This is a genomic window from Methylobacterium sp. WL1 (assembly GCF_008000895.1).
In the GTDB taxonomy this organism is placed as follows: Bacteria; Pseudomonadota; Alphaproteobacteria; order Rhizobiales; family Beijerinckiaceae; genus Methylobacterium.
On sequence record NZ_CP042823.1, the window covers coordinates 1 to 20,960 of the forward strand.

17 protein-coding genes, 1 tRNA gene and 1 pseudogene are annotated in these 20,960 nt (G+C 69.9%); 10 read left to right on the forward strand and 9 right to left on the reverse strand.

Features of this window, described 5'->3' with window-relative positions:
* The 3 genes from dnaA to FVA80_RS00270 all read left to right on the forward strand — a co-directional run bounded on the left by dnaA (window position 1) and on the right by FVA80_RS00270 (window position 3,553).
* Entirely contained in the window at window positions 1–1,494 is a 1,494-nt protein-coding gene (gene dnaA, locus FVA80_RS00260; protein ID WP_147907119.1) for a chromosomal replication initiator protein DnaA, read from the forward strand.
* A 219-nt stretch (window positions 1,495–1,713) separates the two neighbouring features.
* Window positions 1,714–2,922, forward strand: a complete 1,209-nt coding sequence (locus tag FVA80_RS00265; protein WP_147907120.1) for an acetyl-CoA C-acetyltransferase — start codon at window positions 1,714–1,716, stop codon at window positions 2,920–2,922.
* Between the two features lie 121 nt (window positions 2,923–3,043).
* Window positions 3,044–3,553, forward strand: a complete 510-nt coding sequence (locus FVA80_RS00270) for a hypothetical protein (RefSeq protein WP_147907121.1) — start codon at window positions 3,044–3,046, stop codon at window positions 3,551–3,553.
* A 33-nt stretch (window positions 3,554–3,586) separates the two neighbouring features.
* Here FVA80_RS00270 and FVA80_RS00275 read toward each other — a convergent pair whose 3' ends face one another.
* The gene (locus tag FVA80_RS00275; protein WP_147907122.1) at window positions 3,587–4,366 is read right to left on the reverse strand and encodes an EAL domain-containing protein; all 780 of its coding nucleotides are present in this window, start codon (window positions 4,364–4,366) and stop codon (window positions 3,587–3,589) included.
* A 113-nt stretch (window positions 4,367–4,479) separates the two neighbouring features.
* Here FVA80_RS00275 and FVA80_RS00280 point away from each other — a divergent pair, with 113 nt between their 5' ends.
* Window positions 4,480–6,678, forward strand: coding sequence for a 3-hydroxyacyl-CoA dehydrogenase NAD-binding domain-containing protein (locus FVA80_RS00280; RefSeq protein ID WP_147907123.1), 2,199 nt, complete (start codon window positions 4,480–4,482; stop codon window positions 6,676–6,678).
* A gap of 197 nt (window positions 6,679–6,875) precedes the next feature.
* Here FVA80_RS00280 and FVA80_RS00285 read toward each other — a convergent pair whose 3' ends face one another.
* From FVA80_RS00285 to FVA80_RS00300, 4 genes are all read right to left on the reverse strand, one after another.
* A complete protein-coding gene (locus FVA80_RS00285; RefSeq protein WP_147907134.1) occupies window positions 6,876–7,571 on the reverse strand; it encodes an aspartate/glutamate racemase family protein in 696 nt (231 codons plus the stop codon).
* Between the two features lie 90 nt (window positions 7,572–7,661).
* Complete coding sequence (locus FVA80_RS00290; RefSeq protein WP_147907124.1) at window positions 7,662–8,531, reverse strand: 3'-5' exonuclease; 870 nt, start codon at window positions 8,529–8,531, stop codon at window positions 7,662–7,664.
* A 70-nt stretch (window positions 8,532–8,601) separates the two neighbouring features.
* Window positions 8,602–11,043, reverse strand: coding sequence for an NAD-dependent DNA ligase LigA (gene ligA, locus FVA80_RS00295; protein WP_147907125.1), 2,442 nt, complete (start codon window positions 11,041–11,043; stop codon window positions 8,602–8,604).
* A 65-nt stretch (window positions 11,044–11,108) separates the two neighbouring features.
* Window positions 11,109–12,365 (reverse strand): MFS transporter, encoded by a 1,257-nt coding sequence (locus tag FVA80_RS00300; protein ID WP_246692210.1) that lies wholly within the window; start codon window positions 12,363–12,365, stop codon window positions 11,109–11,111.
* Window positions 12,366–12,626: 261 nt separating this feature from the next.
* Between FVA80_RS00300 and FVA80_RS00305 the strand changes: the two genes are divergently transcribed.
* The 3 genes from FVA80_RS00305 (at window position 12,627) to FVA80_RS00315 (ending at window position 14,625) form a co-directional block, all read left to right on the forward strand.
* Window positions 12,627–13,217 (forward strand): 4'-phosphopantetheinyl transferase superfamily protein, encoded by a 591-nt coding sequence (locus tag FVA80_RS00305; RefSeq protein ID WP_246692211.1) that lies wholly within the window; start codon window positions 12,627–12,629, stop codon window positions 13,215–13,217.
* Between the two features lie 82 nt (window positions 13,218–13,299).
* A tRNA-Pro gene (locus FVA80_RS00310) sits at window positions 13,300–13,376 on the forward strand.
* Between the two features lie 193 nt (window positions 13,377–13,569).
* Window positions 13,570–14,625, forward strand: a complete 1,056-nt coding sequence (locus FVA80_RS00315) for a hypothetical protein (RefSeq protein WP_246692212.1) — start codon at window positions 13,570–13,572, stop codon at window positions 14,623–14,625.
* A gap of 9 nt (window positions 14,626–14,634) precedes the next feature.
* On the opposite strand, the gene tgt is transcribed toward FVA80_RS00315, so the two are convergent.
* On the reverse strand, window positions 14,635–15,774 hold the full coding sequence (gene tgt / locus FVA80_RS00320) for a tRNA guanosine(34) transglycosylase Tgt (RefSeq protein WP_147910706.1): 1,140 nt from the start codon (window positions 15,772–15,774) through the stop codon (window positions 14,635–14,637).
* Complete coding sequence (gene queA / locus FVA80_RS00325; protein ID WP_147910705.1) at window positions 15,771–16,835, reverse strand: tRNA preQ1(34) S-adenosylmethionine ribosyltransferase-isomerase QueA; 1,065 nt, start codon at window positions 16,833–16,835, stop codon at window positions 15,771–15,773. The genes tgt and queA overlap by 4 nt, the downstream gene beginning before the upstream one ends.
* 98 nt (window positions 16,836–16,933) lie before the next feature.
* Here queA and FVA80_RS00330 point away from each other — a divergent pair, with 98 nt between their 5' ends.
* From FVA80_RS00330 to FVA80_RS00340, 3 genes are all read left to right on the forward strand, one after another.
* Window positions 16,934–17,182, forward strand: a complete 249-nt coding sequence (locus tag FVA80_RS00330; RefSeq protein WP_147910704.1) for a hypothetical protein — start codon at window positions 16,934–16,936, stop codon at window positions 17,180–17,182.
* Window positions 17,183–17,187: 5 nt separating this feature from the next.
* The gene (locus FVA80_RS00335; RefSeq protein ID WP_147910703.1) at window positions 17,188–17,409 is read left to right on the forward strand and encodes a hypothetical protein; all 222 of its coding nucleotides are present in this window, start codon (window positions 17,188–17,190) and stop codon (window positions 17,407–17,409) included.
* Window positions 17,410–17,506: 97 nt separating this feature from the next.
* Complete coding sequence (locus tag FVA80_RS00340) at window positions 17,507–18,394, forward strand: cation diffusion facilitator family transporter (RefSeq protein WP_147910702.1); 888 nt, start codon at window positions 17,507–17,509, stop codon at window positions 18,392–18,394.
* 111 nt (window positions 18,395–18,505) lie between these two features.
* Here FVA80_RS00340 and FVA80_RS00345 read toward each other — a convergent pair.
* Together FVA80_RS00345 and sfnG are read right to left on the reverse strand one after the other, a co-directional pair.
* Window positions 18,506–19,761 (reverse strand): annotated as a pseudogene (locus tag FVA80_RS00345) (SfnB family sulfur acquisition oxidoreductase).
* Between the two features lie 46 nt (window positions 19,762–19,807).
* Window positions 19,808–20,920, reverse strand: coding sequence for a dimethylsulfone monooxygenase SfnG (gene sfnG, locus FVA80_RS00350; RefSeq protein ID WP_147908518.1), 1,113 nt, complete (start codon window positions 20,918–20,920; stop codon window positions 19,808–19,810).
* Window positions 20,921–20,960 lie beyond the last annotated feature (40 nt).

A 20,960-nucleotide genomic window follows, 5' to 3' on the forward strand; every position in this document is an offset into this window, starting at 1 on the left:
ATGCGTGTCGACGGAACGGTGGCGAGCGACGACGAGGGCGGCCGCAGCGGCGGCAACATGGATTTCGGGCCCGCCTGGGCGCGGGTGAAGCGTCGGCTGCGCGCCGAGCTGGGCGAGGATGTGTTCGCCAGCTGGTTCGCCCGCCTGGAACTGGAGGGCGTGACCGCCGGGACGGCGCGGCTGACGGTGCCGACGCGCTTCCTCAAGAGCTGGATCGAATCACACTACCTCGACCGGGTGCTCGGCACCTTCAAGGCCGAGGCCGAGGAGATCGGCCGGATCGAAGTCGGCGTGCGCGGCACGGCCGCCCCGGTCCGTCCGGCCGCCGTCGGCGCGCCCAAGGCCGGACCGGCCAGCGGCCCGCTGGCCCGGCTCCACGCCACCGGGACGCCGACACCGGTTGCGGCCGTCGCCACGCCGTCGGAGCATCGCTCCGCCGATGCGGGCGGTGACCTCAGCGGCACGCCGCTGGACGCGCGGCTGACCTTCGCGAGCTTCGTGATCGGCCGCTCGAACGCGCTGGCCCATGCCGCCGCCGAGCGGGTCGCCCGGCACCAGGGCGAGGGCGCGCTCTACAACCCGCTCTACCTCCATGCCGGCGTCGGCCTCGGCAAGACCCACCTGCTGCACGGCATCGGCCATGCCGCCCGCGAGGCCGGCCGCCGGGTGATCTACCTGACCGCCGACCGCTTCATGTACGGCTTCGTGAACGCCCTGAAGACCCAGTCGGCCCTCGCCTACAAGGAGCGTCTGCGCGGCATCGATCTGCTGATCCTGGACGACGTCCAGTTCATTCAGGGCAAGTCGATCCAGGCGGAATTCGGCCACACCATCAACGCGCTGATCGATGCCGGCCGGCAGGTCGTCGTGGCGTCCGACCGGCCCCCGACCGAGCTGGAGGCGCTGGACGAGCGCGTGCGCTCGCGCCTGGGCGGCGGCCTCGTGGTCGAAATCACGGCCCTCGACGAGGCGCTGCGCGTCTCGATCCTGTCGGCGCGGCTCGCCGCGGTGCGGGCGGCGCATCCGGGCTTCGACGTGTCGCCGCAGGTCGCGACCTACGTGGCCCGGGCGATCACGGCCAACGGCCGCGACCTCGAAGGCGCGGTCAACCGTCTGCTGGCCCACGCCACGCTCACCGGCACCGCCGTCACGATGGAGACCGCCGAGAGCGCGATCCGCGACCTCGTGAAGAACCGCGAGCCGAAGCGCATCAAGATCGAGGATATCCAGAAGCTGGTCGCCTCGCGCTACAACGTCTCGCGCTCGGACATCCTGTCGGAGCGGCGCACCGCCGCCGTGGTCAAGCCGCGCCAGATCGCCATGTACCTGTCGAAGGTGCTGACCCTGCGCTCGCTGCCCGAGATCGGTCGCCGGTTCGGTGGACGCGACCACACCACGGTGCTGCACGCGGTGCGCAAGATCGAGAAGCAGATCGGCGAGGATACGGTTCTGGGCGACGAGGTCGAGCTGCTGAAGCGGATGCTTCAGGACTAGGATCCCAAACGGGCCCCAGGCCACCCCTCAACCATCCTAACGAGCGCGCCCGATCGAACCCCGATCGGGCGCGGTCCTGTTTTACGCGGGCTTCACGCTTGGCCGATTCGCCACGGTCCGGGATGGTGCGACGCGTATCCGCCGTGGCAGACTGGCGCCCAGCGAGTCGGCCCGGTAAGGCCGCGTCGCCAACAGGCAAGAACACGCTGGGGAACGCCGATGCCCGAAGCCTTCATCTACGATCACGTCCGCACGCCGCGCGGCCGTGGCAAGGCGGACGGAGCCCTGCACGAGGTGACGGCCCTGCGCCTCGCCGAGACCGCCCTGCGGGCCCTGAAGGACCGCAACGGCCTCGATACCGCCCTGGTGGATGACGTGATCCTGGGATGCGTCGACCCGGTGGGCGAGGCGGGGGGCGACATCGCCCGCGCCGCCGCGCTGGTGAGCGACTATGGCGACCACGTCCCGGGCATCCAGATCAACCGCTTCTGCGCGTCGGGCCTCGACGCTGTGAATTTCGCCGCCGCGCAGGTGATGAGCGGCCAGCACGAGATGGCGGTGGGGGGCGGCGTCGAATCGATGAGCCGCATCGGCATCGGCGCGTCCGGGGGCGCCTGGCCGGTCGATCCGGCGATCGCCATCAAGTCGTACTTCATGCCGCAGGGCGTCTCGGCGGATCTGATTGCCACCAAGTACGGGTTCTCGCGGGACGATTGCGACGCCTACGCGGTGCGATCGCAGGCGCGCTCGGCCAAGTCCTGGGCGGACGGGCTGTTTAACGGCTCGGTGGTCCCGGTCCGCGACGTGAACGGCATCACGCTGCTCGATCGCGACGAGCATATGCGGCCGGGCACCGACATGCAGTCGCTCGCCGCGCTGAAGGCCTCCTTCGTCCAGATGGGCCAGATGGGCGGGTTCGACGCGGTGGCGACCGACGCGCACCCGGATGTCGAGACGGTCAACCACGTCCACCATGCCGGCAATTCGTCGGGCATCGTCGATGGCGCCGCCGCCGTGCTGATCGGCTCGCAGGCGGCCGGCGCCGCCGCGGGCCTGCGGCCGCGGGCGCGGATCCGGGCGTTTGCCAACATCGGTTCGGATCCGGCCCTGATGCTCACGGGGCCGGTGGACGTCACCCGCAAGGTTCTGGCCCGGTCCGGGCTGAGCCTCTCCGACATCGATCTGTTCGAGGTGAACGAGGCCTTTGCGGCGGTGGTGCTGCGCTTCTGCCAGGCGTTCGACCTCGATCCCGAAATCGTCAACGTCACCGGCGGCGCGATCGCCCTGGGCCACCCGCTCGGGGCGACCGGCGCGATGATCCTCGGAACGGTGCTCGACGAGCTGGAGCGCACCGGCAAGGAGCGCGCGCTGGTGACGCTCTGCATCGGTGCCGGCATGGGCACCGCCACGATCATCGAGCGCGTCTGAGCGACGGTGCGGCGCGGGGGCCGGTCACGGCCGCTCCCCAAAGCCCGGGAACGCTGCTAGAGGCGCGGGCGACGGTCGGCCCGAATCCGGGCCGGACGATAAAACATTGGGAGTCGAGCCCTTGAACCGCCTGATCGCGACGCTCTGCCTGGGCGTCTCCCTGAGCATACCGCTGGCCGCACGTGCCGACGATGCGTCCGACCGTATCACCGAAGCCACGTCGCTGGTGAATAAGACCCTGATCAAGAACCTTCAGACCGGCTTCAACGTCGCCCTGGAGAAGACCGTTGCGGCGATGCCGGAATCGCGCGCCGAGGCCGTGCGCAAGGAGCTCACGGACGAGTTCGAGAAGCAGCGCGGCATCATGATCGAGGGGCTGTCGAAGGAATATGCCCAGAAGTTCACGCTCGCGGAGCTGAAGCATCTGGACGAGATCTACGCCGATCCGACCTACCTCAAGTTCCAGACGATGAACGCCGACCCCAACTCGGCGGTGACGGCGATCTCGCAGAACTCGGTGACGAAGTTGCTCAACATGCTGGCGGTGGCCGCCGCCACCGACAACGCCCCGAAGACCGGTGCGCCGCCGGTGCCGCCCCCGGCGGCTCCCCCTGCACCGGCGCCGAAGTAGCCGATGCCGTTCCCCGCGCGCGATCGGCTGGTCTCAGGCCGCGCGCGCGGCCGCCCGATGGGCGAAGCCGTCCACCCGGGGCAGGTCTTCGAGCTTGGGCTTGGCGAAGTGATAGCCCTGCACGAGCGTGATCCCGAGACCGCGCAGGGCATCGAGTTCCCCCGCGGTCTCGACGCCCTCGGCCAGAACCGTGACGCCGAGCGCGCGGGCGATGGCGATGATTCCGGACACGATCGCGTGGCGGCCGGAATCCGTGTCGATGCTGCGCACGAGCTCCATGTCGATCTTGATCAGGTCGGGACGGAAATTCGCCAGCAGGTTCAGCCCCGCGAAGCCGGCGCCGAAATCATCGAGCGCCGTCAGGAAGCCCTGCCTGCGGTAGGCGGCGACGATGCGCTTCACATGCTCGATGTCGCGGAACCGCTCCTGTTCGGTGAACTCGAACATGATCCGCCGATACGAGAAGTCGACGCGTCGCGCGGCCTCCAGCGAGGCGCGGATGCAGGCGTTCGGCTCGTAGACCGCGTTCGGCATGAAGTTGATCGACAGCCGCGTGTCGCTGTCCCGCGGGAACAGGCGCCCGGCCAATTCGATCGCCTTGACGCGCGCGGCCTGGTCGAACTGGTAGCGATTCGCGTCGGTGACCCGGTCGAGGATGGTGCCGGCCGGTTCGCCGTTGGGCCCGCGCACCAGGGCTTCGTAGGCCCAGACGTGCCCGGATCCGAGGTCGAGGATCGGCTGAAACGCCATTGTGAAGTCGAAATCGAGGGCGGCCCCGTCGCGGCATGCGCGGCAGCCAATGTCCTTCGTCATATGCCGAATCCGTCGGTACCCCCCGACCGGCGGATCATGCGCTACGGCGCTCAATGCAACCTTAACGTACAACCACCGGCTTTTAGACGGCGTGACTTTGGGAGGACGGCACGATGACGCTGACCGATTTCCGTTTTGAGACCGATAGAGACGGCGTTGCGGTGGCGACCTGGGATATGCCGGGCCGTTCGATGAACGTGATCACCGAAGCGGTGATGGATCAGCTCGAGCAGATCATCGAGCGGGTCGCCTCGGACGCGGCGATCAAGGGTTGCGTGATCGCCACCGGCAAGGACAACTTCTCCGGTGGCGCCGACCTCACGATGCTGCAGGGGCTCGGCCGGGCCTATGAGCAGTTGAAGGCCGAGCAGGGCGAGGAGGTGGCGATGCGCCACTTCTTCGAGGCGTCGCGGCGCCTGTCGCTGCTGTTCCGGCGGCTTGAGACCTGCGGCAAGCCGTTCGCTGCCGCGATCCAGGGCTTGTGCCTGGGTGGCGCCTTCGAGCTCGCCCTGTCCTGCCACCACCGCATCGCCTCGGACGATGCTAAGACACGGCTCGGGCTGCCGGAGATCAAGGTCGGGCTGTTCCCGGGCGGCGGCGGCACCCAGCGGGTCGCGCGGCTGATGCAGACCGGCGACGCGCTCCAGATGCTGTTCAAGGGCGAGCAGATCCGCGCGCCGATGGCCAAGGGCATGGGGCTGATCCACGCGGTGGCGCCGCAGGCCGAGATCGTCGAGCGCGCCAAGGCCTGGATCCGCGACGGCGGCTCGGCGGTGGCACCCTGGGACGTGCCGAAGTTCAAGGCACCCTCCGGCAAGGTCTACTCGCCCGCCGGCATGATGATCTGGCCGCCGGCCAACGCGATCTACCGCCGCGAGACGCACGACAATTACCCGGCCGCCAAGGCGATCCTGGCCTCGGTCTACGAGGGTCTGCAGCTGCCCATGGACCTCGCCCTGCGGGTCGAGAGCCGGTACTTCGCGCATATCCTGCGCTCGAAGGAGGCGGCGGCGATGATCCGCACGCTGTTCATCTCCATGGGCGAGCTGAACAAGGGTGCCCGCCGGCCGAAGGACGTCCCGGCCACCAACCTGAAGCGGGTCGGCGTGATTGGCGCCGGCTTCATGGGCGCGGGCGTCGCCTACGTCACGGCCCAGGCCGGGATCGAGGTCGTCCTGGTCGACCAGTCGATCGAGGCCGCCGAGAAGGGCAAGGCCTACGCCCACACGCTGATTACCGGCCAGATCAACAAGGGCCGCGCCAAGACCGCGGACCGCGACGCGCTGCTCGGCCGGATCACCACCACGGCGGATTACGCCACGCTCAGCGGTTGCGACCTCGTGATCGAGGCGGTGTTCGAGGACCCCAAGGTGAAGGCCGAGGTGATCCAGAAGGTCGAGGCAGTGATCGGCGCCGATACGATCTTCGCCTCCAACACCTCGACCCTGCCGATCTCCGGCCTGGCGAAGAACTCGCAGCGGCCGGACCGGTTCGTCGGCATCCATTTCTTCTCGCCCGTGGAGAAGATGATGCTGGTCGAGATCATCAAGGGCGAGGCCACCGGGGACGCGGCGCTCGCCACCGCCCTCGATTACGTGCGTTTGATCAAGAAGACGCCGATCGTCGTGAACGACGCCCGCGGCTTCTTCGCCAACCGCTGCGTCGGCGCCTACATCCTGGAGGGGCACAAGATGCTCGCCGAGGGCGTGCCGCCCGCCATGATCGAGAGCGCAGGGCGCCAGGCCGGCATGCCGGTCGGGCCGCTCTCGCTCAACGACGAGGTCGCCCTCGACCTCGTGCTCAAGATCGCCAAGGCCACCGAGGCGCAGGTCGGGGCGGATGCGGTCGACCCCGCCCAGAAGACGATCCTCACCGCCATGGTGGAGGGCCAGGGCCGGCTCGGACGCAAGAACCGCAAGGGGTTCTACGATTACCCCGAAGGCGCACCCAAGCGCCTCTGGCCGGGTCTGGCCGACCTGCAGCCCAACCGGATCACCCCGGAGGCGGTCGATTTCAACGAGCTGAAGCAGCGGCTCCTGGTGGTGCAGGCGCTGGAAGCCGCCCGCACCGTGGGCGAGGGTGTGGTCACGGATCCCCGGGAGGCCGATGTCGGCTCGATCCTGGGCTTCGGCTTCGCCCCCTTCACGGGCGGCACCCTGTCCTACATCGACTTCATGGGGGCGGCCTCCTTCGTGGCCCTCGCCCGCGGCCTGGAGGCCAAGCACGGCCCCCGCTTCCGGGTCCCCGACACCCTGGCCGCCATGGCCGAGCAGGGCGGAACGTTCTACGGCGATGCGAAGCGCGCGGCCTGACGTCCGCCGGCGACCGCGAGCCCGGGCCTGAGTTTGTGAGCCGTTCCCGCTTGCTTCGGGGACGGCCTCGTTCGCGGGTCCGTGATCGGTCACGCATTCGCATGGAAGCTCGAGCGCGATGCGGGTGCGGTCGCGTCGTTGCGGCTCGAATTTCCGAGACCACGCCCTGGGGAGCCAGGTCGTCCGAGAGCCTTCTCTCAGTCGCGCAGCGACGCCTCGATCGCCGCCTCGGCGTGGAGCGCGGTGGTATCGAACAGGGGGACGGTGCTGTCGGCCGGCTGCACCAGCAGCATGATCTCCGTGCAGCCCAGGATGATGGCTTCGGCCCCCTCCTCGACCAAGCGGGCCATGATCGCGCGGTAGGCCTCCCGCGATTCGGCCCTCACTATTCCGGCGACCAATTCCTCGTAGATGATCCGATGGATCCTCGCCCGGTCATCCTGCCCGGGCACGATGACGTCCAGGCCGTGCCGTGCGGCCAACCGGCCCTTGTAGAACACGTGCTCCATCGTGAACGCGGTGCCGAGCAGCCCCACCTTCCGGAAGCCGGCCGCCTTGATCCGCTCCGCCGTGGGATCGGCGATGTGGAGGAGGGGCACGCGCACCGCCGCCTCCACGGCAGGCGCTATCCGGTGCATCGTGTTGGTGCAGAGCAGCAGCAGTTCAGCTCCGCAGGCTTCGAGGCGCCGGGCGGCATCGACCATCCTGGCGGTCAGACCGTCCCAAGCGCCCGCGTGCTGGAGCGCCTCGATCTCCGCAAAGTCGAACGACCACAAGACGCAACGGGCCGAAGCGGTCGGCCCAAGTCGATCGCGAACGCCCTGGTTGAGGATGCGGTAATACTCCGCCGAGCTTTCCCAGCTCATGCCCCCGATCAATCCGATCGTCCGCATCAAGCCCCCGATTCGCCGAACGCAACGGCTCAGCTCATCTTGAGCTTGGCTGTCCGTGAAACGCAAATGGCAGGCGCGCCGCCGATCCGCTCAGGCGACGCCCGCCACCCGCGCCTGCGCGCCGAGCATGCGCGCGAGCAGCTCAACGTCGCCAGCGTTGTCGGAGAGCAGGTCGGTGATGTCTCCGACCTCCAGCGCCTTCACGTGGCGGCAGCGCATGCCGTAGCGGCCCGCCGTGCAGGTGCATCTGAGTTGCGGGCCGCCCGTCCGCTCTTCCAGCACGATGTCGTATCGCTTGCCGGTCGAGCCCCGCACGGAGAAGCTCAGCGCCGAGGGGGCGGCCGGGAAAGCGGCCAGCGCGCGGTCGCTGATCGCTCCCGCAGCCCGGCGGGGGAGGGACGGGCCGCCCGTCACCCGGGTGACCGGGACGCCGATCGCCGCCGCGAGACCGTGGACGTCCGGCGTCTCGGTCTGGCGCATGGCCGCCAGGGCGATCGCCGCGCAGGCATAGGCATCCTCGCCGGCGTCGTGGTGCTCGAAGCGGATTCCGAGGCGCCGGGCCACCTTGCCGAGGCCGCAGCCCTCCGGTGCCGGGAAGACCCGGCGGGCGATCTGGACGGTGCAGAGATAGGACAGAGCCGGAACCGGCAGGCCGGCCCGGGCCAGGCCCGCGCGGAGCACGCCGATGTCGAAGCTGGCGTTGTGCGCCAGGATCAGCCCGCGGGTCAGATCGCCGAGATAGGGCGCCATCACGCCAGCGAAATCCGGCTCGTTGGCCACATTGGCGGGCAGGATGCCGTGGACCCGGATGTTGCCCGGCGAGAACCGCATCTCCGGCGGCCGGATCAGGTGGCTCTCCCGGCGCACGACGCGCCCGTCCGCGATCCAGGCAAGACCCACCGCGCAGGCACTGTCGCGCCGCTCGTTGGCCGTCTCGAAGTCGAGGGCCAGGACCGTCATCGCGGGTGGACCATGCCGTGGAACGTTCTCGGGGTGTTCCCGAACCGTCTAAGCCCCCGCGACCAGCGCTTCAACCCTGCGCCACCATCCCGAGCCAATCGTCCTCCGACACGACCCGGACGCCGTGCTTCTCGGCATCCTTGAGCTTCGAGCCGGCCCCGGGGCCCGCGACCACGAGGTCGGTCTTGGCCGAAACCGATCCGGAGACCTTCGCGCCGAGCCGCTCGGCCACGGCCTTGGCCTCGTTGCGGGTCATCTTCTCCAGGGTGCCGGTGAAGACCACGGTCTGGCCGGCGAAGGCCGAGGCGGCCGCCGGACGCTCCATCGGCGCGACCGTGACTTCCGCGATCAGGGCCGTGACGGCGTCGGCATTGTGCGGCTCGGAGAAGAACAGGATCAGCGCGTCGGTCGCCACGGGCCCGATCTCGCCATCGTCGGCAAACAGCCGGTAAGCGTCCCCGGGCTTCTGCTCGGCGGCCCGGGCGAGGGCGGCCCGCACGGCATCGGCATCGCCGTAATGCTGCAGCAGGTTTTCCCGCTGGGGGGCGCTGAGCCGCGCGCGCGGCGCATCGGACGGTGCGTCGGAATGTGCGTCGTCAGGAAAGCCGAGATCGAGCAGGCGGTCTCGGGTCGTGTCGCCGATCCTGTCCACGGACCGCAGCTCGACCCAGTCCGGCCCCGGCTGCACGGCCGCCGCGTCCTTGATCGCGGCGATGAGGGACGGCATGTCCGAAAACCGCTTGGCCAGCGCCTTGGCGGTGGCCTCGCCGATCTGCGGGATGCCGAGGGCGAACAGCAGCCGGTTCATCGGGACCGACCGGCGGGCCTCGACCCCGGCCAGCAGGTTCTTGATTGCCTTGTCTTCGTCGTCGCCCTTCTTCTTGGCGGCCTTCTTCGGCGGCTCGATGGCGCCGGCCTCGGCGCGCCGCTCGGCCGAAAGCGCCTCGCGCCGGGCCACGACGGCCGCCTTCAGGGTCTCGAAATCCAGGCGGAACAGATCAGCGGGCTGGCGCACCAGCCCGGCTTCGAACAGCACCTCGATGTAGGTCTCGCCGAAACCCTCGATATCGAAACCGTTGCGCGAGACGAAGTGCTTCAGCCGCTCGACCCCCTGCGCCGGGCAGATCAGGCCGCCGGTGCAGCGCCGGATCGCGTCCGGGCGTCCGGTGCGCGGGTTGACCGCCCGCACGGCGCGGCTGCCGCAGGCCGGGCAGGTCTCGGGGAAGGCGTAGGGCTGCGAATCCGCCGGGCGCTTGGCGAGGTCGACATCCATCACTTTCGGGATGACGTCGCCGGCCCGCACCACGGTGACGGTGTCGCCGACGCGGATGTCCCGGCCGTCGCGGATCGGCGCGCCGTCGCCCCCGACGCCCTTCACGTACCCCTCGTTGTGGAGCGTCGCGTTGGACACGACCACGCCGCCCACCGTCACGGGCCGCAGCTTCGCGAGGGGGTTGAGCGAGCCGGTGCGGCCGACATTGATGACGATGTCCTCCACCACCGTCGTCGCCTCCTGGGCGGCGAACTTGTGCGCCAGCGCCCAGCGCGGCGAGCGGGAGACGAAGCCGAGCCGCTTCTGCAACGCGAGGTCGTCCACCTTGTAGACGACGCCGTCGATGTCGTAGCCGAGCCCGGCCCGGTCCGCCTCGATCCGGCGGTAGTGACCGAGCATCGCGTCGATGTCGGTGAACGTGCGGGTCAGGGGGTTCACCGGCAGGCCCCAGCTGGCGAACCGTTCGAGGGCGCCGGACTGGGTCTCGGCGATCGGTGCCGACAGCTCGCCCCAGGCATAGGCGAAGAACTTCAGCGGCCGGGACGCCGTGATGCCGGGATCGAGCTGGCGCAGGCTGCCGGCGGCGGCGTTGCGCGGGTTGGCGAAGAGCGGCTTGCCGGCCGCCTCTTGGCGCACGTTGATCGCGGCGAAATCGGCGTGGGACAGGTAAACCTCCCCACGGATCTCGCAGATCTCCGGCCATCCGGTCCCCGCGAGCGAGGCCGGTATGTCGTGGACGGTGCGGGCGTTGGCGGTGACGTTTTCGCCGACCTCGCCGTCTCCGCGGGTGGCTGCCGTCTCGAGCGCGCCGTTCACGTAGCGCAGCGACAACGACAGGCCGTCGATCTTCGGCTCCGCCGTGAAGGCCAGGGGCGCGTCCTCGGGCCAGCCCAGGAAGCGCCGGACCCGAGCCGCGAACTCGGCGACTTCCTCCGCATCGAAGGCGTTGCCCAGCGAGAGCATCGGCACGGCGTGCCGCACCTTGGCGAACTTCTCGGACGGCTTGGCGCCGACCGACGTGCTGGCCGCCCCGGTCCCGGCGAGATCGGGAAACCGGGTCTCGATCTCCTCCAGCCGGCGGCGCAGGCGGTCGTACTCCGCGTCCGAGATCTCGGGCGCGTCCTCCTGGTAGTAGAGCCTGTCGGCCTCCTGGATCGCGTCCGAGAGCCGGGCATGCTCGGTGCGCGCCTCCTCGGCTGTCAGGTCGAGGTCGGGCGTGTCGGGCTTCGCAGCTGGCATGTGGGCGTTCTAGCGCATCGCGGGCCCGGGGGGAGTCGGCCGCCCTGCGACATCCCCGATTTCCCTCAACCGCCCGGCGCGAGCAACTCGCCGCGGCCGACCAGGAGGGCCGCACCCAGGAACACGGTGGCGACCAGGATTGCCACGGCGGACAGCGGCATCACCGGGGCGAGCCATCCGGCCGAAGCCGTCCCGGCGACCGAGCCGAGATTCATCGCCGCCATGTAGACCTCGAACTGCGTCGCCGCGCCGGCGCGTCCGCGGCTGGCCTGGAGCAGGGCGGGCATCAGCGCGACGATCAAGAGACCCGGCAAGGCGTTGGTCAGGGCCAGGATGAGCGGTGCCGCGGAGCCGAGAAGGCCGGCACCGATCAGCACCCCCGCCAGCACGAAGGTCGCCGCGCTCGCCACGAGCAGGATTCTCAGCGGCCGCACCGGCCCGACCCGATCGGACCACAGGCCGATGGTGAACGCGCCCGCGGTGCCGCTCACGAGCGCCAGCCCCGCCTGGAGTTGGGACAGGGCCGCGGGCTCCCAGCCGCGGCCTTGGAGCAGGTCGACCGAGAAGGGCAGCTCGAACAGCCCAAGGGCCCCGTCGAGGCCGAAACACAGGGCCAGCAACTGCAGCGCCCGCTTTCGGCGCAGCGCGATCCCGAGGCGGCGGAGGAAGCGCAGGAACGGGACCCGTCGGGGCTCCGGTCCGCGCCGGTCGAGCGACAGCAACGCGTCTGCGGGTGCTTCGCGCACGAGCAGCATCGGCAGGCTCGCCAGCAGACCCGCCCCGAGCAGCACGGAGAGGCTGACGGTCAGCCCGTACGTGGCGAGCGTCCAGCCGAGGATCGCCGCGCTGAGGCTCGTGCCGACGACGAAGCCCGCGCGCGTGCAAGCGCTGACCCGGCCCAACTCTTCCGCGGGTACGTGGTCCATGATCATCCGGTCGCATGCGGTATCCAGCAGCGAGGCGAACAGGCTGTGGACCAGGAAGGCGATGCCGAGCAGGCCCACCTGTTCCGCGTCGAGCAGTAGCATCAGGGCCACCGCCGCGTGACACCCGAGAAGCGCGGCCACCGCGAAGGGCCGGCGCCGGCCCATGCGCAGGTCGCCGGACCGGTCGACGAGCGGCCCCCACAGGATCGGCTGGAGCGTCCAGGGCAGCCCCGCCAGGGCGAAATGAACCCCGACCTCGGTTGCCGACACCCCACGCGCCGTAAGGTGGTTGGCCAGGGCGGTGAGTGAAAAGCCGGCGATCAGACCTTGATAGAGGTAGGTCGCGAAGAAGACGCCGTAGCGGGCGCGCCGCCCCGCGAGGCTCGGCAATGCCACGCCTGTCGGAGCCGGCCGAACCCTCAAGTCGCCCTGCACTTGCCGGCCCGGTGCCGCACGACGATGCTCCTCCCCCCGCCGCCACCGGATCGAACCCGTGCCGCCCCACCCTGAACAGCCTACGTCGTACGCCCGGACCTCGCGATGGGTCGCGTGAGCGCGGCCGACATCTGGATCGTCGATCTGGCTTTGTCGCCGGGTCAGCTCGATCGGTGTGCGCCCGTCCTGGATACACACGAGCGCCACCGCGCCGCGCGGTTCATGCGGGCGGCGGACCGCATTCGGTTCCAGGCGAGCCACGCGGCCCTGCGACTGATTCTCGGAGAGGCGCTGGGCAGCGCGCCGGGCGCGATTCGCGTGGAGGCCGGCGGGGCCGGAAAGCCTCGCCTGGCCGGTGCCGCGCACGGCGCCTTCGACTTCAACCTGTCCCATTCCGGTGAACGCGCGGTCGTCGGCGTAGCGCGCGGCGCGGCCATCGGCGTCGATGTCGAGGCGATCCGGCCGATCCCGGACGCGTTGCACATCGCGCGCGGGCATTTTGCGGCGGATGAGGCCGCAGCCCTCGCCTTCCACTCCCACGAGACGTTCGAGGCCGCCTTCTTCGGCCTGTGGACGCGCAAGGAGGCCGTGGTGAAGGCGCTGGGTGCCGGCCTCTCGATGTCGCTCGACCGATTCAGCGTTAGCGTGCCGCCCGCCCGCCCAAGGCTCCTCCGCATGCAGCAGGCCGGCGACTGGACCCTCACCGAACTCGATTGCGGTCCCGGATATGCCGCGACGGCCGCGCTGCGCTGCGCGGCGTCCGAGATCACTGTCCGGCATCTGGCGGGAGATTGGACGACCCGTCTGCGCTGACCGCCCAAAACCGCCCTTGCGGTACGGGAAAGGCGCAGCTATAAGCCCGCTGCCGGCAGTTGCGGACACGCAAATCGGCCTTCGGAGTGTAGCGCAGTCTGGTAGCGCACCACGTTCGGGACGTGGGGGTCGCAGGTTCAAATCCTGCCACTCCGACCAAGCTCCTCTCGGGGCTGACGGTCTTCCCGCTTTCTTCCTTCAGCACTTGGCGGCCTGGGCCGCAAAGCGTGGGTGCGGGTTACGCCCCTCGCTACGGCGATTGCTTATCCGCCATCGCCTTGCTGATCCCGTCCACCGCACGGACCGTTAATTCCCGCGACGGCTCGGTCCGAAGCGAGTATGCGCCCTGCCTATGGCCTTGGAAACACCAGCCGGTCCGATCCCCGTCGCCGCGGCGGCGTCCGTGTGGGTGGACTATGCGCGACAATTCCTCATCGGCGCAGCGCTGGTTGGGATCTTCGTGGTTGTCGGCATCGCGATCCTCGACCCCTACGGATTACGGGCGGCACCCGGCCATCCGCCGGGTCCGATCATGGATACGAACCAGCGGCTGTCTTATCCGCAGATCGCCCGCGGCGGTGCCTTCGACGCCGCCGTGTTCGGCACCTCGACAGCGCGGCTGCTGGACCCGGGCGCCCTCGATTCCGCCTTCGCGGCGCGCTTTGCCAACCTGGCGGTCAACGCCGCGACACCGGATGAGCAAATTCGGCTGGCCGAGCTGTTCGTGGCCCACCGGCCGGTGAAGGCGATCCTATTCGGGCTCGACGCGACTTGGTGCGCGGCCGATCCGCCGGCCCGCAGCGCCAACGCATTTCCGGACTGGCTCTACGAGGCCGGCACACCCTGGGGCGTGCTCCGGCAGGTCAGCCTCCGCTCGCTCACGATCGCTGCGCAGACCGGACTGGCGCGCCTCGGCCTCGTGCAGACGCGGCTGAGGTCCGACGGCTATGCGGTCTTCACGCCGCCCGAGGTGCTGTACGATCCCGAGCGCGCCCGCACCCATATCCGTGCCGGCGCGCGCGATCCTGCGACGCCCGCCGATCCGCCGGATGCGCCGATGCCGGCACTGGCGCGGCTCGATGCCCTGCTCGCTCGACTGCCCGGGACCGCGACGAAGCTCGTCGCCTTCATGCCGGTTCACGCGGTCGCACAGGGGGTGCCCGGCACGCCGGCCGGCCGCCGGGAGGCGGCCTGCAAGGCGCGGGTCGCGGAGATCGGTGCCCGGCACGGCGCCGTGGTGGTGGATTTCCGCCGTCCCTCGCCGATCACCACGCGGGACGACAATTACTGGGATGCGCTGCACTACCGCTTGCCGGTGGCGGCGCGGATCGTGGCGGACCTGAAAGACGCCGTCCGCCTCGGGACCGACGATCCGGACGGCACCTATCGCGTGCTGGCGCATCCGTGACGCGGATCCTCAGCCGGCAGAAGCGCGTTCGGCCCGCGCCCAGCCCTCGCGGGTGGCGGCGCAATACTCCGTGAACCGCCCCGCGCCGATTGCCGCCCGGGCGCCTGCCATCAGGTCTTGGTAGTAGGCGAGGTTGTTCCAGGTGAGCAGCATCATCCCCAGGATCTCGTTCGACCGGACGAGGTGGTGGAGATAGGCCCGGGAATAGTCGCGCGCCGCCGGGCAGGTCGAGGTCTCGTCCAGCGGCGCCGTATCCTCGGCGTGGCGGGCGTTGCGCAGGTTGACCCGGCCGTTGCGGGTATAGGCCAGACCATGCCGGCCTGCGCGGGTCGGCATCACGCAGTCGAACATGTCGATGCCCCGGGCCACCGCCCCGAGGATGTCGTCCGGCGTGCCCACTCCCATCAGATAGCGCGGCTTGGCCTGCGGCAGGTGCGGCTCAACGGTCTCGATCATGGCGAACATCACCGCCTGCGGCTCGCCCACCGCGAGCCCGCCCACCGCGTAGCCCTTCAGGTCGAGGTCGCTGAGCGCGCGTGCGCTCTCGACGCGGAGCGCCGGGATGTCGCCGCCCTGCACGATGCCGAACATCGCCTTGCCGGGTTGTTCGCCGAACGCCACCCGGCAGCGCTCGGCCCAGCGCAGCGAGAGGTGCATGGCCTTCTCGATCGCCGCATGCTCGGCTGGAAGCCGCACGCATTCGTCGAGCTGCATCTGGATGTCGGAGCCGAGCAGACCCTGGATCTCGATGGAGCGTTCCGGGCTCATGTGGTGCGCGGTGCCGTCGATATGCGAGCGGAAGGTCACGCCCTGCTCGTCGATCTTCCGCAGGGCCGAGAGCGACATCACTTGGAAGCCGCCGGAATCGGTCAGGATCGGCCGGTCCCAGTTCATGAATTTGTGCAGGCCGCCGAGCCGCGCCATCCGCTCCGGGCCCGGACGGAGCATCAGGTGATAGGTGTTACCCAGGACCACGTCGGCGCCCAGTTCCCGCACCTGCCCCGGATACATCGCCTTCACGGTCGCGGCGGTCCCCACCGGCATGAAGGCCGGCGTGCGAATCTCTCCGCGCGGCGTCGCGATGGCGCCGGTGCGGGCGGTGCCGTCCTGCCCGTGCAGGGTGAAGCCGAAGGGCAGGGTCTCGGTCATGGGATATCCGCGCGCGGGCCCGGAAACAGCAGGCTGGCGTCGCCGTAAGAGTAGAAGCGGTAGCCGCTCCGGATCGCGTGCGCGTAGACCGCCCGCATCGTGTCGAGGCCCGAGAACGCCGAGACCAGCATGAACAGGGTCGAGCGCGGTAGGTGGAAGTTCGTCACCAGGGCGTCGACCGCGCGGAAGCGGTAGCCGGGCGTGATGAAGATGTCGGTCGGCCCCGAGAAAGCCGAGAGCGTGCCGTCGGGGCTCGCGGCGCTCTCGAGGAGGCGTAGCGCCGTCGTGCCCACCGCGACGATCCGGCCGCCCGCGGCCCGGACGGCATTGAGGGTGGCGGCCGTACCGGCATCGAGGATGCCGATCTCGGCGTGCATCCGGTGGGCGTCGGTGTCGTCCGCCTTGACCGGCAGGAACGTCCCGGCGCCGACATGCAGGGTGACGTGGTGGCGCCGCAGGCCGGCCGCGTCGAGGTCCGTGAGCAGCGCGTCTGAGAAATGCAGCCCAGCCGTCGGTGCCGCCACGGCACCGGGATGCCGTGCGTAGACAGTCTGATAATCGGTGGCGTCGCGGGCGTCGGTGGGGCGCTTGCCGGCGATGTAGGGCGGCAGGGGCAGCGCGCCTTCCTGGGCGATCGCCGCGTCGAGTTCGGCGCCGCCGCGGTCGAAATCCAGCACGATCTCGCCGGCCTCCGCCTTATCGGCGACGATGGCCTGGAGCGCACCGAACTGGATCGCGTCCCCGGGGGTCAATCGCTTGGCCGGGCGGGCGAAGGCGCGCCAGCGCGCGGACGCCTCCCGCAGGTGCAGCATCACCTCCGTGCGCTGGCCCGGCGCCCCCGGGCGCGTGCGCACGCCGTTGAGCCGCGCCGGGATCACCCGCGTGTCGTTGAAGACCAGGGCATCGCCGGAGCGCAGCGCTGCCGGCAGGTCGCGCACCGTGCGGTCCGCCAAATCCTCGCCGGGGCGTACGACCAGGAGCCGCCCACCGTCGCGCGGCTCGGCCGGGCGCAGGGCGATGCAGCTCTCCGGCAGGTCGAAATCGAACAGGTCCACGCGCATCGCCGGGTGCCTGCACCGAACCGGACGCGGTTTCAACCTCGGAACCGGTTCGCCGCGCCGCCTGTTCACGCCACACCGAGGACGGAGACGCCCGAACGATGCCCTGGTACGCCGTGCGCCCCCGTGATGCCGCAGACCCGCGCTGGCCGCTGCCCGGCACCGAACAGATCGTGCTTAAGGCCGACGATCCAGATCAGGCACGGTCGAAGTTCGCGGAGGCCTATCCCAGCGAGCCCTTCGGAAGCCCGGCCGTACCGGTGCCGAACTCCGGGCTCGGGAGTTTCAACGGTGACGCGGACGCGCTGATCGTGGCCGAGACCGGCGAGCCGCCAGCGCCACGGGACTGAACGTCATGGTCAGGATCAGCCGTCCCGCCCGCATGACCCTCGACGGCCAGCTCGTCGGGTACTGGGACCGCGAAGCCGCGCGGCTCGACACGATGGCCACCGCCGTGCGCTTCGCGTGGCAGCGGCGTCGCCTGATGCGCAAGGCAACCGAGGCGCGGGCCAAGGCCGAGCGGAGCCGCCAGCGCGAGGCGGCCCGCAGTCCGGCTCCCGGTCCGACCGAAGCATAGCCGAAGCTAAGACTCTTTCGGCAGCGTCGAAGCTTTGCCGTGGCCTGAGGCAAGCTGCATCCCGTATGGGCACGTCGACTCGTGATCGGCGCATCCCATGGACCGGACCCAGAAAGCAGCCCTCTTCAGCGCCGGCATCGGCTTGGTGGTCACCGGGCTGAAGTTCTACGCGGCCTGGCTCACCAGCAGCCTGGCGCTGTATTCCGACGCGCTCGAGAGCATCATCAACGTGGTGGCGGCGATCGGCGCCTTCGTGGCCCTGCGTGTCGCCGCGCGTCCGGCCGACGCCGAGCATCCCTACGGCCACCACAAGGCGGAGTTTTTCTCCGCGGTGATCGAGGGCGCCCTCATCGTGGTGGCCGCCGTCCTGATCCTGCGGGAGGCGTATTTCGGCCTGCTCGCCCTAAAACCCTTGGACACGCCAGCGGTGGGTCTGGCGATCAATCTCGGGGCGGGCGTCATCAACGCCGCCTGGGCATGGGCGCTGATGCGCTGGGGCCGCGCGTGGCGCTCGCCGGCCCTGATCGCAGATGCGCGCCACGTCTTCGCCGACGTCGTGACCTCCTGCGGCGTACTCTTGGGCGTCGCCGCGGTCTGGGTAACCGGCTACCCGGCCCTCGACCCGGCGGTGGCCGGGCTCGTGGCACTCAACATCCTGTGGTCGGGCTTCCGGATGGTGCGCGAATCCGTCGATGGCCTGATGGATCGGGCCGCGTCCCCCGACGTGGTCTGCCAGATCCGCTCGCTGATCTCGCAGCACGGGGAGGGCGCGCTCGAAGCCCACGACGTCCGCACCCGTTCGGCCGGCCAAGCCACGTTCATCGATTTCCACCTCGTGGTTCCGGGCAGCATGACGGTCGAGGCCTCGCACGCCATCTGCGACCGGCTGGAGAGCGCCCTGGAAACCACGATCCCAGGTGCGGTCGTGACCATTCACGTGGAGCCGGGCGAGGAAGCCAAAGCCCGGGGCCTGCCGGTTCTCTAGGAGCACGCGAGCCCTACGCCGGCGCATCAAACCCAGCCAGAAACGTCGCCCGCGGTATGATCCGGGGACGACGCTCCATCCGTGCCAGCAGCCCGGCCGCCGGGACCTGCGTCAGCTCCAGGCGTGGAACGGCGGCGCGACATCGTTCAGGGCGTGATTGCCGACGATGGCGACCTTCCAGCGCACCGGATCATGCAGGGTATGGGTCCGGGCATTGCGCCAGTGGCGGTCGAGGTTCTCCGCAGCCAGCGTCGAGCGGGTGCCGGAGAGCTCGAACAGCTTGTTGGAGGCGGCCAGCGCAACCTCGGTCGTCAGCACCTTCGCCTCCGCGACGGCGAGCTGGGCCGCCGCGACACGCTCCGCATCCGGCTGTGCGACCGCCGCGTCGAGGGCGAGCCCGGCCCGGTCGAGCAGGGCTTCCGCTGCGTGCTGCCGGATGGTGAGGTCGCCGACCGCCTGGATCGTGTAGGGGTCGTCGGAGGCCCGCTCCTGACCGCTGTCGATCCACGGGCGCGCCTTCTCGCGCACGAACGCGATCGTGTCGTCCAGGGCCTCGCGGCCGATGCCGGCATCGACCGCCGCCTGGATGATCTGGAAGATGGCGCCGTCCGACCGGGGCGCCTCGTAGCCCTTCCAGGCCGGCACCAAGTGTGTCTTCTCGACCCGGACATTCTCGATCAGCACCGTGCCGCTCGCCGTGCCGCGCTGGCCGAAGCTGGACCAGTCGTCGATCACGGTGAGTCCTGGCGCGTTCCGCTCGGCGATGGCGTACCAGGCCCGTCCCTCCGCATCGAGGGCGACGATCGGCACCAGGTGAGCGAGCAATGCCCCGGTGGCGTAGAACTTCTGGCCGCGCACGATCACGTGGTCGCCGTGATCGGTGAACCGGGTGTCGAAATCCGCGGCCCGCTTGGTGCCGCGCTCGGAGAACGCGTTGCCGAACCGTGTGCCGCGCAGAACCGCCCCGAACAGCAGACGCTGCTGCGCCTCGTCCGAGACCGTCCGGATCGACGCCACGATACCGAGGTGGTTCTGCGAGATCTGACCGATCGCCGGATCGGCCGCCGAGATGATCGCGACGACCTGCGCGAGGGTCTTGTAGGACACCTCCGGGCCGCCGAACGCCTTCGGCACGTTGATCGACCACAACCCGCTCTGGGACAAGGCGTCGAGCTCCGCCAGGGGCCGCGCGTGGTTCCGGTCGCGTTCCGAGGCGCCGCGTCGAAACTCCGCGGCGAGGTTCCGGGCGACCGCCAGCGCCTCCGTGTCGTCACGGATCACATGGGCGGGGAGGGCGGGCTGGCTGGCCCCGGCACACCTTGGCGCGGCAGGGGGTCGAGCGCTCGCGCGTCGACGGCGATGTTCATGATGGCTCACTCCGAACGGGGCGGAAATCTTTCGGGCGGGCAGCAATCAGGCCGCCTCGGCGCGCGTCTCGCGGGAGGCTTCGAGTGCGCGGACCCGGGGGATCACATGTGCCCCGAAATACGCGACCTCCTCCTGGAAATGGAGGAAGGCCAGAAGCGCGAGGTCGGCCCCCGCATCCTTCAGCGCGAGGATCCGCTCGGCGATCTGGTCCGGTGTGCCGATCAGGTTGGTCTTGAAGCCGTCATTGTACTGGACGAGGTCGTTGAAATCCGACTTGGCCCAGTTGCCTTCTCCCTCGGGCGAGGCTTTCCCGGCATTCTTCACCTCGTGGCCGAACGCCTTCACGGCGTTCGGATCGGCGTGGTCGATGATCTCCTGGAGGACGGCGCGGGCCTCCTCTTCGGTATCGCGGGCGATCACGAAGGCATTCACGCCGATGCGCGGGTTGTTGCCGATTGCGGCGGCCTTCGCGCGGACATCGTCGACCTGCGCGCGGATGTTCTCCGGCGTGTTGCCGTTGGTGAAGTACCAGTCCGAGACGCGCGCTGCCATGTCGCGCGCCGCCCGGGACGAGCCGCCCTGGAATATCTCCGGCAGCGGGTCGGCCGGCTTCGGCTTCAGGGTATAGTCCGTGTAGCGATAGAAATCGCCCCGGAAGGTGAAGTTGTCCTGGGTCCAGATCCCCCGGAGGCTGCGGATGAACTCTTCCGAGCGCCGGTACCGCTCGTCGTGGTCGAGCCAGGGCTCGCCGATCGCGCGGAACTCGCCCGAGAACCAGCCCGACACGATGTTGACGGCGATCCGGCCGCCGCTCAGCTGCGAGATCGTTGCGATCTGCTTGGCCGCCAGTGTGGGATGCCAGGGGCCTGGCAGCAGCGCGGCGATCACCTTGATCTTGGAGGTGGCGGCCAGCAGCGCGTGGCTGAACGCCACCGATTCGTGCTGATATTCGGCGCCGTAGCCAGCCGTGAAGCGGATCTGGGTCAGGGCGTAGTCGAAGCCGGATTCCTCCGCGATCTGTGCCAGGCGCCGGTTGTAGTCGGCATCCCAGCTCGTGCGCTGCGGGATCTTGCTGATCACGAGGCCGCCCGAGACGTTGGGCACCCAGTAGGCAAAGCGGATCGGATCAGGCGGCGTGTCTTTGAAACGGTCGGTCATGGCGCGCTACCTCTGTCGCGCGGGGACGTTGCCCCGCGGC

Coding starts and splice junctions, on each gene's coding strand:
- FVA80_RS00335 (WP_147910703.1), top strand. CDS start 17,188: ATGGTCAGGATCAGCCGTCCCGCCCGCATGACCCTCGACGGCCAGCTC.
- FVA80_RS00330 (WP_147910704.1), top strand. CDS start 16,934: ATGCCCTGGTACGCCGTGCGCCCCCGTGATGCCGCAGACCCGCGCTGG.
- FVA80_RS00280 (WP_147907123.1), top strand. CDS start 4,480: ATGACGCTGACCGATTTCCGTTTTGAGACCGATAGAGACGGCGTTGCG.
- dnaA (WP_147907119.1), top strand. CDS start 1: ATGCGTGTCGACGGAACGGTGGCGAGCGACGACGAGGGCGGCCGCAGC.
- tgt (WP_147910706.1), bottom strand. CDS start 15,774: ATGACCGAGACCCTGCCCTTCGGCTTCACCCTGCACGGGCAGGACGGC.
- FVA80_RS00275 (WP_147907122.1), bottom strand. CDS start 4,366: ATGACGAAGGACATTGGCTGCCGCGCATGCCGCGACGGGGCCGCCCTC.
- FVA80_RS00265 (WP_147907120.1), top strand. CDS start 1,714: ATGCCCGAAGCCTTCATCTACGATCACGTCCGCACGCCGCGCGGCCGT.
- FVA80_RS00290 (WP_147907124.1), bottom strand. CDS start 8,531: ATGACGGTCCTGGCCCTCGACTTCGAGACGGCCAACGAGCGGCGCGAC.
- FVA80_RS00340 (WP_147910702.1), top strand. CDS start 17,507: ATGGACCGGACCCAGAAAGCAGCCCTCTTCAGCGCCGGCATCGGCTTG.
- FVA80_RS00315 (WP_246692212.1), top strand. CDS start 13,570: ATGGCCTTGGAAACACCAGCCGGTCCGATCCCCGTCGCCGCGGCGGCG.
- queA (WP_147910705.1), bottom strand. CDS start 16,835: ATGCGCGTGGACCTGTTCGATTTCGACCTGCCGGAGAGCTGCATCGCC.
- FVA80_RS00305 (WP_246692211.1), top strand. CDS start 12,627: ATGCGGGCGGCGGACCGCATTCGGTTCCAGGCGAGCCACGCGGCCCTG.
- ligA (WP_147907125.1), bottom strand. CDS start 11,043: ATGCCAGCTGCGAAGCCCGACACGCCCGACCTCGACCTGACAGCCGAG.
- sfnG (WP_147908518.1), bottom strand. CDS start 20,920: ATGACCGACCGTTTCAAAGACACGCCGCCTGATCCGATCCGCTTTGCC.
- FVA80_RS00285 (WP_147907134.1), bottom strand. CDS start 7,571: ATGCGGACGATCGGATTGATCGGGGGCATGAGCTGGGAAAGCTCGGCG.